This is a genomic window from Microbacterium sp. 22195 (genome assembly GCF_052056515.1).
GTDB lineage: Bacteria > Actinomycetota > Actinomycetes > Actinomycetales > Microbacteriaceae > Microbacterium.
The window spans coordinates 573,838-588,273 of record NZ_JBQEPE010000001.1 but is presented as its reverse complement, the minus strand read 5'-3'; the positions used below and the strand labels follow the sequence as shown (position 1 = coordinate 588,273).

The following is a 14,436-nucleotide window of genomic DNA, read 5'->3' as shown; positions in this document are numbered from 1 at the left end:
ATGCCATGCGTGTTCTGGCGGCGATGAGCGGTGGAGTCGACTCGGCGGTGGCGGCGGCCCGCGCCGTCGAAGCCGGCCACGACGTCGTCGGCGTGCACCTGGCGCTGTCCCGCGCCGGAGGCACGCTGCGCACCGGCAGCCGCGGATGCTGCACGATCGAGGACGCCCTGGATGCCCGGCGCGTGGCCGACCTGCTCGGCATCCCGTTCTACGTGTGGGACTTCTCCGAGCGCTTCCGCGATGACGTGATCGAGGACTTCATCTCGGAGTACCGCGCCGGTCGCACTCCGAACCCGTGCCTGCGCTGCAACGAGAAGATCAAGTTCGCAGCCCTCCTGGAGCGCGCGCTGGAGCTCGGTTTCGACGCGGTCTGCACCGGGCACTACGCGACACTGGTGGACGGCGACGGAGGCCTGGAGCTCCACCGGGCGTCCGACAGCGCCAAGGACCAGTCCTACGTGCTGGGAGTGTTGAACGCGCAGCAGCTCGCGCACACCTACTTCCCACTGGGCTCCACGCCGTCCAAGGCGATCGTGCGAGCCGAGGCCGCCGAGCGCGGTATCAGCGTGGCGCAGAAGCCCGACAGCCACGACATCTGCTTCATCCCCGACGGCGACACGCGCGGATGGCTGGCCGAGAAGGTCGGCGCGGAGACGGGCGAGGTGATCGACCGCACCGGAGCCGTGGTGGGCACGCACGAGGGCGCGCACGCGTTCACGGTCGGTCAGCGTCGCGGGCTGCGCCTGGGCGTTCCCGCCGCCGACGGGAAGCCGCGATTCGTGCTGGAGGTCCGTCCGGTCACCAACACGGTCGTGGTCGGCCCCAAGGAGGCGCTCGCGATCGCGGAGATCTCGGGGGTGCGGTTCTCCTGGGCCGGCCCCGCGCCGCAGGCCTCCGAGTTCGCCTGCGAGGTGCAGATCCGCGCCCACGCCGACCCCGTGCCCGCGACCGCGTTCGTGACTGATGAGGGCGTGCGCGTCGTGCCCGAGCATCCGTTGGACGGCGTCGCACCAGGCCAGAGCGCCGTGATCTACGTCGGCACCCGCGTGCTCGGGCAGTTCACGATCGACACCACCGTGTCGGCCGTCCCCGTCGGCTGAGGTCCCCACCCGTGTCGGTGCTCGCTCGTAGACTTGCGGGGTGCCGGAGAACATCTCACTGGAAGACGCCCGCAGCGAGGCCGAGGAGCTGACCACCCGCATCCTCGACGCGAAGGACGCGTACTACGGACGCGACACATCGCTGGTCGACGACGCCACCTACGACGGCTGGATGCGCAGGCTGGAGGAGCTCGAGCGGCTGCATCCCGAGCTGCAGGGCCAGGACTCGCCCACCCAGATGGTGGGCGCGGCGGAGTCCACGGGGCTGGACACCATCGAGCACGCCGAGCGGATGCTGAGCCTGGACAACGTGTTCTCGCTCGACGAGCTGCGGGACTGGGAGACCAAGACGCGCGCCGCCGCCGGACGCGACGTCGCGTGGCTCACCGAGCTGAAGATCGACGGCCTCGCGATCAACCTGCGCTACGAGAACGGCGTCCTCACCTCGGCCGCCACCCGCGGTGACGGACGCGTCGGCGAGATCGTCACCGAGAACGCGCTGCGCCTGCCCGAGATACCCGAACGGCTGTCCGGCACGGGGCACCCTGAGATCGTCGAGGTGCGCGGCGAGGTCTTCATCCCGGTCGCGGCCTTCGAGCGCCTCAACGCCGCGCAGGCGGCCTTCCGCGACCGCGCCTACGCCGACGCTCTCGCACGCTGGGAAGCGCGCGGCGGTGCAGGCAAGAAGCCGTTCGACGAGGAGAAGGCCAGGGCGGCCGCCGCACGCCGCTTCCCGTCCTTCGCCAACCCGCGCAATGCCGCCAGCGGTGGCCTCCGTCAGCAGCTCGACAAGAAGAGCGGTCTCGAGCTGGAGGCGGGCCTGCTGCGCACCGAGTCGCTGGCGCTGTACGTGCACGGCATCGGCGCCTGGCCGAACCCGCCGGTCGCCGCGCAGAGCGAGGTGTACGACCTGCTCGCGGAATGGGGGCTGCCGACCAGTCCGCACACGAAGGTGTGCCACTCGACCGACGAGGTCGCCGAGTTCGTCGCGCACTACGGTGAGCATCGGCACGACATCGAGCACGAGCTGGACGGCATCGTCGTCAAGGTCGACGAGCTCGCACTGCACGCGGAGCTCGGGGAGACCAGCCGGGCGCCGCGCTGGGCCATCGCCTACAAGTACCCGCCCGAGGAGGTGCAGACCAAGCTCCTCGACATCGTCGTCTCGGTCGGCCGCACCGGGCGCGCGACGCCGTTCGCGGTGATGGCTCCCGCGCACGTGGCGGGGTCGGTGGTGCGTCAGGCGACGCTGCACAACAAGGACGTCGTCAAGGCCAAGGGCGTGCTGATCGGCGACACCGTGGTGCTGCGCAAGGCGGGAGACGTGATCCCCGAGGTGCTCGGTCCTGTGGTCGAGCGCCGCGACGGCACCGAGCGCGAGTTCGTCATGCCCGTCGGATGCCCGGAGTGCGGCACGCCGCTGCGCCCCATGAAGGAGGGCGACATCGACCTGCGCTGCCCGAACGCGCGCTCGTGCCCGGCCCAGGTGCGCGGGCGTGTGGAGCACATCGGGTCCCGCGGAGCGCTGGATGTGGAGGCGCTCGGTGAGGTGACGGCCGCCGCGCTCACGCAGCCCAGCCATCCCGCGGTGCCGCCGCTGGACACCGAGGCCGGACTGTTCTCGCTCTCCCTGGAGCAGATCGTGCCGATCTCGGTGGTGGTGCGGGACTCCGAGACGGGGCTACCGAAGGAGGACGAGGACGGGATCGTCAAGACCCGCTCGCCGTTCAGCCGGAACCCCACCGCCGACGAGAAGAAGGCGGGGATCGAGGGCCCGCAGCCGTCGTCCGCCGCGGTGAAGCTGCTCGCCGAGCTGGAGAAGGCAAAGACCAAGGAGCTGTGGCGGCTGCTGGTGTCGCTGAACATCCGCCATGTCGGCCCGGTCGCCGCGCGCGCTCTCGCGCAGTGGTTCGGCTCGCTCGACGCGATCCGTGCCGCATCGCGGGACGAGCTGGCAGCGGTGGAAGGCGTGGGCGGCATCATCGCCGACTCGCTGCTGAACTGGTTCGAGGTCGACTGGCATCAGGACATCGTGCGGCAGTGGGCGGATGCCGGTGTGCAGTGGTCCACGCCCGGCCACCCGGGCCCGGGCGCGGCGGTCGCCGAGGGCGGCGTGCTGGAAGGCCTCACCGTCGTCGCCACAGGATCCCTGGACGGCTACACGCGCGAGGGCGCGCAGGAGGCGATCATCAAGGCCGGCGGCAAGGCGGCGTCGTCCGTCTCCAAGAAGACCGATTTCGTCGCGGCAGGGCCCGGGGCGGGGTCGAAGCTCGCGAAGGCCGAGGAGCTCGGCATCCGGGTGCTGGACGCCGCGCAGTTCCACGTGCTGGTGACACAGGGCCCGGACGCCCTGGATGCCTGACCGTCTCATCGTCCTGAACGGGATGGCCGGAGCGGGGAAGACGACGCTCGCCCGCCCGCTGGCCACGGAGCTCGGCGTGCCGTTCGTGTCGAAGGATGCCCTTAAGGAGGCTCTCGGGGATGCGGTGGACGCACGACTGCCCACCCGAGCGCTCGGTGCCCTCGCGGCGGATGCGCTGTGGCGCATCGTCGGAATGCTGGAGGCGACGGTGCTCGTCGAGTCGGTCTGGCTGGCCGACCGCGACGAGGAGTGGTTCCGGCGCGGCTGGGAGTCCGCAGGTTCGCCGGCGGGTGTGGAGGTGTGGTGCGAGGCGCCGCGCGGGGTCATGCGCGAGCGGTTCTTCACCCGGCCACGGCACGCCGTGCACGACGACCAGGGCAGACGCGAGGAGTGGGAGCGGTTCGCGGATGCGGCGCGGCCGATGACAGGGTTCCCGGTGCTGCACGTCGACACCACCGGTCCCGTCGACGTGACCGCCCTCGCCCGCGCTGTGAAGGAGATGCTGTGAACGATGCGAACCTGGTGGACCTGGAGCCCGAGGACACGCGCTGGATTCGCGCCCTGCCCGTGCTGCGGGAGCTGCGCCCGCACCTGACGGACGAGCTGTTCGCCCAGGTGATGCGCGAGGCGGGACCGCAGGGGCTCCGGTTCACGGCGGTCTTTGTCGGCGAGCGGTGCGTGGCGATCGCGGGATGGCGGATCGTGGCCAGCACCAGTGCCATCCGCAAGCTGTACATCGACGACCTGTCCACGGCCGCGTCCGACCGGTCGCGCGGATACGGGCGGATGCTGATGGACGAGCTGCGCGAGCGGGCCGTCGCCGCCGGCTGCCGATCCCTGGAACTGGACTCCGGGGTGCAGCGCTTCGACGCGCATCGGTTCTACCTTCGCGAGCGGATGAGCATCACCGCGCACCACTTCGATCTCGACCTCTGAGCGGGTCTGGGCTCGCGTTCGTGGACGCGCCGCAGAATACGGCCGGCGGCCCGCTTCCAGATTATCGTCCTGGCCGCGATCATGGCCACGGGCTCCGTCACCGCCGTGCTCGTGGCGATCTGGCGGGGCGCCGTCGCCACGCGCGTCGCCGTGCCGCGCTGATCCGGTCAGCCCGTGGGTGTGCCCTGATGGTGCACCAGACGCCAGCCGCTGGACTCGCGATGCCAGAGCGAACTGCGCAGCGCCTGCCGGTCCGCCATGCGGGATCGCCAGAGAACGAGTACCACGTCGTCGGCGACCGCGCGGGCCTCGAGATCGTGCACTTCGATGACGCCCTCGTCCTCACCGGCGAGCTCGGCGATGATCTCGGTGCGGCTCCAGACCTGACCTGACGCCCCGAACTCCGTGAACTCGGGGGCGAGCAGCTCCTCGAGCCGGGCGGCATCGGAACGGCACGCGGGTGTCTGGAGCTCGCGCTCCAGCGCGAGCACCAGATCGAGGTCGCTGCTCTCGGGCATTCGCTCAGCCCTTGTGACGGGGCTTCCGGGCCGGACGGTCATCGCGCTCGAAGCGATCGCCGCGAGCGGGTTGGTCATCCCGGGAGTAGCCCCGGTCGCGACCCGCGTCACGCCCGCGTCGGTCGTCCTGGTATCCGCCACGGCGATCGCCGTCGCGGCGATCGCCGTCACGAGGCGCACGGCGGTTCGGCACGCCGCGATCGGGCTTGATCTCGATCAGGCGACCGGAGATGCGGGTGTCGCGCAGCTTCTCGAGCACGGAGGCGTCGAGGCCCACGGGCAGCTCCACGATGGAGAAGTCCGGCTTGATCGCGATCGCACCGAAGTCGTCACGGCCGAGGCCGCCCTCGTTGGCCAGGGCGCCCACGATCTGACGCGGTTCCACACGATGACGGCGGCCCACCTCGATGCGGTACGCGGCATAGTCGCCACGACCACGGCGCTCGCGCGGGCCACGGTCCGCGCGCTCCGGCCGGTCGGACCGCTCCCGCGGAGGACGGTTGTCGCGCTCGACGGCCCGCGACAGCTCGTCGCGCTCCGGGTCCAGCAGCAGCGGGGTGTCGCCCTGTGCGACGACCGCCAGGGCGGCGGCCACGTCGGCCTCGGGGACGTCGTGGTGGCGCACGTAGTGGGCGATGATGTCGCGGAACGCCTCGATCCGGCCGGCCTCCTCGAGCGCGGCCGTGATGGCGTCGTCGAAGCGGTTCAGGCGGGTGGTGTTGACGTCCTCGGTGGTCGGCAGCTGCATCTGCGTCGGCTGTTGACGGGTCGCCTTCTCGATGTGCTTGAGCAGGTAGCGCTCGCGCGGGGTGATGAAGCTGATCGCATCGCCCTTGCGTCCTGCGCGGCCGGTGCGACCGATGCGGTGCACATAGGACTCGGTGTCCGTGGGGATGTCGAAGTTCACCACGTGGCTGATCCGCTCCACGTCCAGACCGCGCGCGGCGACGTCGGTGGCGACGAGGATGTCGAGCTTGCCGTCCTTGAGCTGGTTCACGCTGCGCTCGCGTTGCACCTGCGGCACGTCGCCGTTGATCGCCGCGGCGGAGTATCCACGGGCGCGCAGCTTCTCGGCGAGGGTCTCGGTCTCGTTCTTCGTGCGCACGAAGACGATCATCCCGTCGAAGTTCTCGACCTCGAGGATGCGGGTCAGGGCATCCACCTTCTGCGCGTACGAGACGACGAGGTACCGCTGGGTGATGTTCTGGTTCGTGGTCGTCTTGCCCTTGATGGCGACCTCTTCGGGGTCGCGCAAGTACTGCTGCGCCAGGCGGCGGATGGTCGTGGGCATGGTTGCCGAGAACAGCGCGACCTGCTTGTCCTCGGGCGTCTGAGCCAGAATCTGCTCGACATCCTCGGCGAAGCCCATCTTCAGCATCTCGTCGGCCTCGTCGAGCACGAGGTACTTCAGCTCGGAGAGGTCGAGGGTGCCCTTTGCCTGGTGATCCATGATGCGGCCCGGCGTGCCGACGACGATGTGAACGCCTCGGCGCAGCGCGGACAGCTGCACGCCGTAGGCCTGTCCGCCGTAGACCGGGAGCACGCGGACGTCCTTCATACGCGCGGAGTACGCCTCGAACGCCTCGCACACCTGCAGCGCCAGCTCACGCGTCGGGGCGAGCACCAGCACCTGGGGCGTCTTCTGCGACAGGTCGAGGTTCTCGAGCACCGGCAGCGCGAATGCGGCGGTCTTGCCGGTGCCCGTCTGCGCGGTGCCGAGCACATCGCGCCCCTGGAGCAGCAGCGGGATGGTCGCCGCCTGGATGGGCGAGGGCGTCTCGTAGCCGAGGTCGCGGACGGCCTTCAGGACGGGACCGGTGATGCCGAGTTCGTCGAAGCCCGGCTTCGCGGTCTCCTCAGTCAGGGGGGAGGAGTCGGTGGGCACGGCGGCGTTATCGTCAGCAGTCACCAGCTAACGATAGTGCCTGCGCCTGTACGACCGCAGGAAGAGGTTCAGGAGCCGGAGGTCAGGGAGACCAGCTTCTCCTTCACCTGGCGCCGCAGCACCTTGCCGATCAGCGACTTGGGCAGCTCGTCGACCACGAAGATGCGGCGCGGGACCTTGTAGGGCGTGAGGATCCCGCGGGCGAACTCGCGGATCGCCTCGACGTCCACGTCCTTGTCGCCGTCCACGACGATCGCGGCGACGACCTCCTCGCCGGAGTGCTCGCTGGGAAGCCCGACGACGGCTGCGTCCACGACGTCCGGATGCTGGCGCAGGGCGCCTTCGACCTCGGTCGGGGCGACGTTGAAGCCGCCGGTGATGATGAGCTCCTTGATGCGGTCGACGATCCGGACGAAGCCGCCCTCGTCGATCGTGACGATGTCGCCGGTGCGGAACCAGCCGTCGACGAAGACCGCCTCGGTCTCCTCGGGCTTGCCGTAGTAGCCGGAGAACACCTGCGGGCCGCGGACGATGAGTTCGCCGGCGGAACCGGCGGGGACGTCCTGCGTGGGGTTCTCCGGGTCGACCACGCGGCACTCGGTGCCGGGGAGCGGCAGACCCACGGTGCCTGCCACGCGGTTCTCCGCCACGGGGTTGGCCATCAGGACGGGGGAGCACTCGCTGAGACCGTAGCCCTCCACGAGGAACCCGCCCGAGGCCTTCTCGAACGGCACGACCAGGTCGTGCGCCAGCGCCATCGCGCCGGAGATCGCCACCTCGGTGCCCTTCAGCGAGACGCCCTTCTCGTTCGCGGCGCGCAGCAGGCGCTCGGCGATCGGCGGCACGAGGGGAAGGAACGTGGCCGGGTGCTTCCTGGTGACCTCGAGCACCAGATCCGGGTCGAACTTGGGGAACAGCACCAGCCGGGCGCCCATGGACATCGCGAACGTCAGGCAGAGCGTGAGTCCATAGGCGTGGAACATCGGCAGCACCGCATAGACCACGCAGCCGTTCCCTCGTGTGATGGACGGCACCCACGCGCGCGCCTGAGCCGCGTTGGCCAGCAGGTTGCGGTGCGTGAGCGAGGCGCCCTTGGGCGTGCCGGTGGTGCCGGACGTGTACTGGATGATCGCCAGATCGTCGGTCTGCGGGCGCGGGTGCGTGGACGGCAGGGGAGCGGATGCCACGATCGCGTCCCATGAGATCGCGCCGCGCACCTTGGACGTGAGCGCCTCGCGAGACTCGCGTGCCTTCGCGATCGGCAGCTTCAGCAGCATCCTCGTCATGAAGGGCATCGCCCGGGTGACGTCGACCGAGATCAGGCTGTCGACGGCGAGATCCGAGGGGAACTCCTGCACCGTCTGGACGACCTTGCTCCACACGATCGCGTGCTTCGCGCCGTGATCCTCGAACTGCTTGCGCAGCTCGCGCGGCGTGTACAGCGGGTTGTGCTCGACGACCACGGCTCCGAGGCGCAGCACCGCGTAGAACGCGATGATGTGCTGGGGCGAGTTCGGCAGCACGATCGCGACGGGATCGCCCGCCTTCACGCCCAGTTCGCGCAGCCCGTTCGCCGCGCGGTCGATGGCGTCCTGCATCTGCCGGTAGGTGGTCTCCGCACCGAAGAACTGCAGCGCCGGGGCATCCGGGTAATCCCGCACCGAGGCCTCGACGATGTCGATCAGCGAGCCGGTCACCGGCGCGAGATCCTCGGGGACGCCTTCGGCGTAGCTGGCGGTCCAGGGGCGGGGAGGAACGAACGTCGTCACCCGCCCAGCTTATGCCGGGCGGGTGACGACGCCTGCCACGCGGACCGGATCAGCGACGCTGCTGCTCGCTGCCCGACAGCTTCTGCGCCATCGCGATCGGAAGGATGGAGACCAGCACCAGCACCACGGCGATCACCGAGACGATGGGAGCCTGGTTCGGGCGTGAGACGTTGTCGATGATGAACATCGGCAGCGTCTTGATTCCCGAGCCCGCGGTGAACGTCGTCACCACGATCTCGTCGAAGGAGAGCGCGAAGGCGAGCAGGCCGCCGGCGAGCAGCGCCGACCGCAGCTGCGGGAACGTGACGAGCCGGAAGGTGGTCCAGATGCCCGCCCCGAGGTCGGCCGAGGCCTCCTCCAGGTTGGTGCCCATCTGCCGCATCCGGGCGATCGCGTTGTTGAACACGGTCACGATGCAGAACGTGGTGTGCGCGATGATCACCGTCCAGATCGACAGCGGGACGCCCATGATGGTGCGGAACAGGTTGTTCAGGGCGATGCCCGTGATGATCCCGGGCAGGGCGATCGGCAGGATGACCAGCAGGTTCACCGTGCTGCGGCCGAAGAAGCTGAACCGCTGCAGGGCGAAGGAGAGCAGGGTGCCGAGCACGAGGGAGAGCACGGCCGAGATGACGGCGACCAGCGCGCTGGTCCCGACGGCCGCCATCGCACCCTCGCTGATGAACACCCTGCCCCACCACTCGAGGGTGAACCCGGGCGGAGGCCAGGAGAGCGAGGCCGAGGTCGAGAACGAGTTGAGCAGCACGACCAGCAGCGGCACGTACATGATCACGAGCACGACCGCGGCGATGACGCCGAGGGTGATGCGGGTTCCGAGCGAGATGCGCACGTCGCCTCCTACAGGTTGTCCAGGGCGCCGGTGCGACGCACGAGGAACAGGTAGCCGAAGATGATGATGATCGGGATCAGCGCGATGGCGGACGCCAGGGGAAGGTTGTTCGCCGCGCCGATGTCCTGGTAGACGAGCGTGCCGAGCATCTGGCTGCCGCCGCCGACGATGCCGACGGTGATGTAGTCGCCCAGGGAGAGCGAGAAGCTGAAGATCGTGCCGGCGATGATCGCCGGCCAGGCCAGCGGGAGCACCACCAGGCGCAGTGTGGTCCAGCTGCGGCCGCCCAGGTCGCCCGACGCCTCGAGCAGCGAGTTCGGCACGCGCTCGAGCCCGGCGTACACGGGCAGGATGACGTACGGCAGCCAGAGGTACGCGAGCGTGATGATGGTCGCGGGGATGCCGTAGCCGGGCGTGTGCCCGCCGAGCGGACGGAGCAGCCACTCCAGGATGCCGTCGTTGGAGAGCACCGAGCGCCAGGCGAAGGCCTTGACCAGGTAGGACGCCCACAGCGGCGTGAGCACCAGGACGACCAGCGCGCGCTGCATGGCGGGCGATGCGACCATCGCCATGAAGTAGGCGATGGGCACGGCCAGGAGCACGTCGATCGCCGTGACCGCGAGGGCCACCCCGACGGTGCGGAGCGTGATGCCCTGGTAGAAGCCGTCGGTGAGGACCGTGATCACGTTGTCGAGGGTGAACTCGGTGCGGATCTCGCCGGTGTACGTGTCGGTCGTCCAGAACGCGGTGACCAGCAGCAGCGCGAGCGCGACCACGTAGACCGCGCCGAGCCAGAACAGCGGCGCCGACAGGAGCAGTGCGAGGCGGGTCCGAGGGTGCGTGGACAGGTAGGCGGATCCGCGGCGCGCAGCGGTGCGCGGCGGGACGGGGATCGGCGTGCGGGGCGCCGTCGGAGCGAGCAGGGTCATCATCGTCCTCTCGGAGCGGGTGGCGGGGCGGTGGCTCCGGTCGCCCGGAGCTTCGCCCGGCCGCACCGGGTCCACCCACCTCATACCTGCTTCCCGGCGGTGGTCCACCCGGCGTAGTCGATGCACTTCACATCGGTGCGGCCGTCGAGGCACTTGGCGATCGGCGTGGTCCAGTACCAGATCTTGCTGGCGTAGTCGGCGTCTCCGGCGTGGTACGACTCGCAGTCGTCCCGGTAGTCGCAGGCCTTCTGGCTGGACGGCGCCTCTCCGAAGTACGCGGTCGCCTGCGCATTGGCCTCAGGGCTGGAGATGTAGTCCAGCCACGCGTAGGCGCAGTTCGGGTTCTTCGACTTGGAGGAGATCATCCAGGTGTCGCTCCAGCCGGTGGCGCCCTCCTTCGGAAGCGTGACGTCGGTGGTCGCGCCCTCTCCTGCCAGGGTGTTCTGGATCACCTGCCACGTGGTGCCGACCACGCTGTCGCCGGACTGGAACGACTGCACCTCCTTGAGGTAGTCGCCCCAGTACTCGCTGATGTTCGGCCGCTGCTCCTTCAGCAGGGACACGGCCGCGTCGAACTGCTTCTGATCCAGCGCGTACGGGTTCTCGATCTTCAGCTCCGGCTTGGTCGCCATGAGGTACATCGCGGCATCGGCGATGTAGATAGGGGAGTCGTAGGCGGTCACCTTGCCGGCGTTGTCGGATGCCTTGTCGAAGACGACGTCCCAGGAGTCCGGCGCGGTCGGGAACGTCTTGGTGTCGTACATCAGCAGGTTCGCGCCGTACCCGTGCGGCACGCCGTAGTGCTTGCCGTCGACCGTGTTCCAGTCGCGGTCCTTCAGGAAGTCGAAGATCCCGTCGTAGTTCTTCAGCAGATCGGTGTTGACCTCCACCACGTCGCCCGAGGCGATCAGGCGCAGCGACGCGTCGCCGGATGCCGAGACGACGTCGTAGTCGCCGGTCTTCATGAGGTTGAGCGCCTCGTCCGAGGTGCCGAACGTCTTTGCCTCGACCTTGCAGCCGGACGACTTCTCGAAGGCCGACACCCAGTCGACCTTCGGATCGTTGGACCCGTCCTCCACATAGCCCGGCCAGGCGAGGATCGAGACCTGGCCCTCGGTCTTGCCCAGCTTCGTGGCGGGACCGGCGTCGCCGCCGCCGGATCCGCCGGCCGTGCCGCAACCCGTGAGGGCCGCCGCGATGACGGTCGCGAGTCCGGTGACCGCGATCGCGGTGCGTGTGTTCTTTCGCATGTGATACTCCTTCGTTCGCTGCGGATGGGGATGTGCGTCAGCGGGCGCCGACGGCACGGATGGTGCGGGACGGGGTGTCGTTCTGCTCGCCGATGGGTGCGTCGTCGAGCACGACGACGTCGGCCTCGCGCCAGGAGACGTGCACCCTGTCGCCGTGGCTCTCGTGCACGCGGCCGCCGGTGTTCTGCTGCAGCGCGGTGATGCGCGTGCCGCTGTCGAGGTCGATCACGAGGCGGACGCCGGAGCCGAGGTAGATGGCCTCCACGACCGACCCGGTGACGCTGCGCGTGCCCGGCTCGGTGGAGGCGGCCGCACCGACGACGAGCTTCTCCGGCCGGAGCGAGTGGTGGCCGGGGCGCCCGAGCACCTCGCGGCTGGTCTCGACGTCGAAGAGGTTCGAGGTCCCGACGAAGTCGGCGACGAAGCGGGAGGAGGGCTTCTCGTACAGTTCGAAGGGCGTGCCCAGCTGCTCGATCCGCCCGGCGTTGAACACGGCGATCCGGTCGGAGAGCGTCAGCGCCTCCTCCTGGTCGTGGGTCACGAAGATGAAGGTGATCCCGAGATCGCGCTGGATCTGCTTGAGCTCCACCTGCATCTGTTCGCGCAGCTTCATGTCCAGCGCGCCGAGCGGCTCGTCCAGCAGCAGGACCTTGGGCTCGACGACGGTGGCGCGTGCCAGCGCCACCCGCTGACGCTGCCCGCCGGAGAGCTGGGTGGGCTTGCGGTCCGCGACGTGGTCGAGGCGGACGCTGGCGAGCGCCGCCCTGGCGCGCTCGCGCCGCTCGCGCCGGCCGACGCCGCGGACGCGGAGTCCGTACGCGACGTTGTCGAGCACCGTCATGTGCGGGAACAGGGCGTAGTCCTGGAACACCGTGTTGACGTCGCGGTCGAACGGGGGAGTGGAGGTGACGTCCTCTCCGAACAGGGACACGGTGCCGGAGGTGGGCTGCTCGAAGCCGGCGATGAGCCGGAGCACTGTGGTCTTGCCCGATCCGGATGGGCCGAGCATCGAGAAGAACTCGCCCTCCGCGATCTCGAGGTCGACGCCGTCGACAGCCGTCACGCTGCCGAATGCGCGCGTGAGGCCGGTGAGCCTGATCGCGACGTTCTTGTCAGTCATCACATCTCCTTCGATGCCAAATCCTCTGCAAGTAGATGTATTAAATCATATGAGAGCAGATGTTTGTCACCTCCGGCGTGTTACGGTCATCTCTCAGGAGAGAGGAGCACCCGTGACCCAGCTGACGGCAGGCGTCGATCCCGCGAGATCCGTCGTGTTCGCGCCGCTCTCCGACGTGGGCAGGGCGGAACTGGTGCTGCAGCGTCTGCAGAACGCGATCACCGGCGGCGTGCTGCACGACGGGGAGCGGCTGCCCAGCGAATCGGAGCTGGGCCGCAGACTCGGGGTAGCCGTCGTCACGGTGCGCGAGGCGCTGGAGTCCCTCCGGGACGCCGGCCTGATCGACACGCGTCGCGGCAGGGACGGCGGCAGCTTCGTCACGTTCGACCCGGAGACCGCGCGCCGGTTCGTGGACGCTCGCATCCACGGGCTCAGCAGACTCGACCTTCGCGACGCCGCGGTGCAGTACTCCGCGATCGCGGGCATGGCGGCGGAGATCGCTGCCGACCGGGCGAGCGAGGATGACGTGGCCGGTCTTCGAGAGTTGGAGGAGCAGGCGGATGCCACCACCGGCACCGGTGCGAGACGCGCCGTCGCGCGGTTTCAGCTCGAGGTGGCGGCGCTCAGTCAGTCGCCCCGCCTGGTGCGCGAGGAGCTGAGGCTGCAGGCCGAGATCGGCTCCCTGCTCTGGCTGTGCCTGCGCGACGAGCACGTCCGCACCCGCAGCACTGCTGCGCGCGCTGCCGTGATCGACGCCCTGGCCGCCGCGGATCCCGAGCGCGCACGGAGCGTGACGCTGCAGCGCATCACCGGAGCGGTCGAATGGCTGCTCGACGAGAAGACACGACTGGAACTGGAGTCGGGCGCATCCGCGTCCTGACCGGAAGGAACGAGCATGAACGGCAGAGTCGCCGATCACGGGCAGCGCACGGCTGCACACGTCCAGGAGGTCTTCCTCCCGGTCTTCGACCTCGTCGAGCTGTGGCGCGGCGAGATCACGACCCTGTTCGAGACCTTCGCCGCGTCCGGGCGGCCTCTCACGGCATCCGTCCTCGATCCGCTGATGCACGAGCTCGCCTCGCCCGCGCTCTCGGCGCCGCAAGGTCTGATCACGGGGGCCGGCTTCGTCGCGACGCCGGGCGTGCTGGCCGACGCCCCCTGGCATCTCGCCTGGTGGCTGCGCGAGATCCGCGGTCTCGACCGCGGCGACCGCGGCGGCATCCGGCGTCTCGAGGCCGTCGAGGACCCGGAGTCGGACGAGTTCCGCGACTACCGGATGCTGGAGTGGTGGCGCGTGCCCGAGCGCACCGGCGAGCGGCACGTCACCGGGCCCTACGTCGACTACCTCTGCACCGACGACTACACGATCACCGTCACCGTGCCTGTCGTGCATGCCGCGCGGATGGTCGGCGTGGTGGGCGTGGACGTGCACGTGTCCCGCATCGAGCCCATCCTGCTGCCGTCGCTGCGAGACGCCGAGGGCACCGCGACGATCGTCAATGCGCAGGGACGCGTGGTCGTCTCGAGCGAGACCAGGCGGGTCACGGGGTCGCTGCTCCGGGATGCGGAGGTGCACGACGCCCTCGCGGCGATCCACGACGGCGGTCGCACGAGCACCGTCGGCGGCACCACCGCGATCAGCTGCGGGGACACCGAGCTGATCCTCGTCCAGCAGCGCTGAGCCGTTCGGCGCGGCATGGCCGCTCTCGTAGACTGG

The 14,436-nt window shown here is 69.6% G+C and carries 13 protein-coding genes; 6 read left to right on the top strand and 7 right to left on the bottom strand.

What is annotated here, in order from left to right; genetic code table 11:
- Window positions 1-5: 5 nt before the first annotated feature.
- From mnmA to ACTJJ4_RS02885, 4 genes are read left to right on the top strand one after another with little or no spacing between them, the layout of a single operon-like run.
- Window positions 6-1,100 carry a tRNA 2-thiouridine(34) synthase MnmA gene (gene mnmA / locus ACTJJ4_RS02900; protein ID WP_440941933.1) on the top strand — a complete coding sequence of 365 codons (1,095 nt, stop codon included), beginning with the start codon at window positions 6-8 and terminating at the stop codon, window positions 1,098-1,100.
- A 40-nt stretch (window positions 1,101-1,140) separates the two neighbouring features.
- On the top strand, window positions 1,141-3,462 hold the full coding sequence (ligA, locus tag ACTJJ4_RS02895; protein WP_440941932.1) for an NAD-dependent DNA ligase LigA: 2,322 nt from the start codon (window positions 1,141-1,143) through the stop codon (window positions 3,460-3,462).
- Window positions 3,455-3,970 (top strand): AAA family ATPase, encoded by a 516-nt coding sequence (locus ACTJJ4_RS02890; protein WP_440941931.1) that lies wholly within the window; start codon window positions 3,455-3,457, stop codon window positions 3,968-3,970. The genes ligA and ACTJJ4_RS02890 overlap by 8 nt, the downstream gene beginning before the upstream one ends.
- Complete coding sequence (locus tag ACTJJ4_RS02885; RefSeq protein ID WP_440941930.1) at window positions 3,967-4,398, top strand: GNAT family N-acetyltransferase; 432 nt, start codon at window positions 3,967-3,969, stop codon at window positions 4,396-4,398. The genes ACTJJ4_RS02890 and ACTJJ4_RS02885 overlap by 4 nt, the downstream gene beginning before the upstream one ends.
- A gap of 167 nt (window positions 4,399-4,565) precedes the next feature.
- Here ACTJJ4_RS02885 and ACTJJ4_RS02880 read toward each other — a convergent pair whose 3' ends face one another.
- The 7 genes from ACTJJ4_RS02880 to ACTJJ4_RS02850 form a co-directional block, all read right to left on the bottom strand.
- Window positions 4,566-4,916, bottom strand: coding sequence for a nuclear transport factor 2 family protein (locus ACTJJ4_RS02880; RefSeq protein ID WP_440941929.1), 351 nt, complete (start codon window positions 4,914-4,916; stop codon window positions 4,566-4,568).
- A gap of 4 nt (window positions 4,917-4,920) precedes the next feature.
- A complete protein-coding gene (locus ACTJJ4_RS02875) occupies window positions 4,921-6,825 on the bottom strand; it encodes a DEAD/DEAH box helicase (RefSeq protein WP_440941928.1) in 1,905 nt (634 codons plus the stop codon).
- Window positions 6,826-6,869: 44 nt separating this feature from the next.
- The gene (locus ACTJJ4_RS02870) at window positions 6,870-8,570 is read right to left on the bottom strand and encodes a long-chain-fatty-acid--CoA ligase (protein ID WP_440941927.1); all 1,701 of its coding nucleotides are present in this window, start codon (window positions 8,568-8,570) and stop codon (window positions 6,870-6,872) included.
- A gap of 49 nt (window positions 8,571-8,619) precedes the next feature.
- Window positions 8,620-9,420, bottom strand: coding sequence for an ABC transporter permease (locus ACTJJ4_RS02865; RefSeq protein WP_440941926.1), 801 nt, complete (start codon window positions 9,418-9,420; stop codon window positions 8,620-8,622).
- An 8-nt stretch (window positions 9,421-9,428) separates the two neighbouring features.
- Window positions 9,429-10,349, bottom strand: coding sequence for an ABC transporter permease (locus ACTJJ4_RS02860; RefSeq protein ID WP_440941925.1), 921 nt, complete (start codon window positions 10,347-10,349; stop codon window positions 9,429-9,431).
- Between the two features lie 80 nt (window positions 10,350-10,429).
- The gene (locus ACTJJ4_RS02855) at window positions 10,430-11,599 is read right to left on the bottom strand and encodes an ABC transporter substrate-binding protein (RefSeq protein WP_440941924.1); all 1,170 of its coding nucleotides are present in this window, start codon (window positions 11,597-11,599) and stop codon (window positions 10,430-10,432) included.
- Between the two features lie 37 nt (window positions 11,600-11,636).
- Window positions 11,637-12,719, bottom strand: coding sequence for an ABC transporter ATP-binding protein (locus tag ACTJJ4_RS02850; protein ID WP_440941923.1), 1,083 nt, complete (start codon window positions 12,717-12,719; stop codon window positions 11,637-11,639).
- A gap of 112 nt (window positions 12,720-12,831) precedes the next feature.
- Between ACTJJ4_RS02850 and ACTJJ4_RS02845 the strand changes: the two genes are divergently transcribed.
- Together ACTJJ4_RS02845 and ACTJJ4_RS02840 are read left to right on the top strand one after the other, a co-directional pair.
- Window positions 12,832-13,599 (top strand): FadR/GntR family transcriptional regulator, encoded by a 768-nt coding sequence (locus ACTJJ4_RS02845; RefSeq protein ID WP_440941922.1) that lies wholly within the window; start codon window positions 12,832-12,834, stop codon window positions 13,597-13,599.
- Window positions 13,600-13,614: 15 nt separating this feature from the next.
- On the top strand, window positions 13,615-14,400 hold the full coding sequence (locus ACTJJ4_RS02840) for a PDC sensor domain-containing protein (protein ID WP_440941921.1): 786 nt from the start codon (window positions 13,615-13,617) through the stop codon (window positions 14,398-14,400).
- Window positions 14,401-14,436 lie beyond the last annotated feature (36 nt).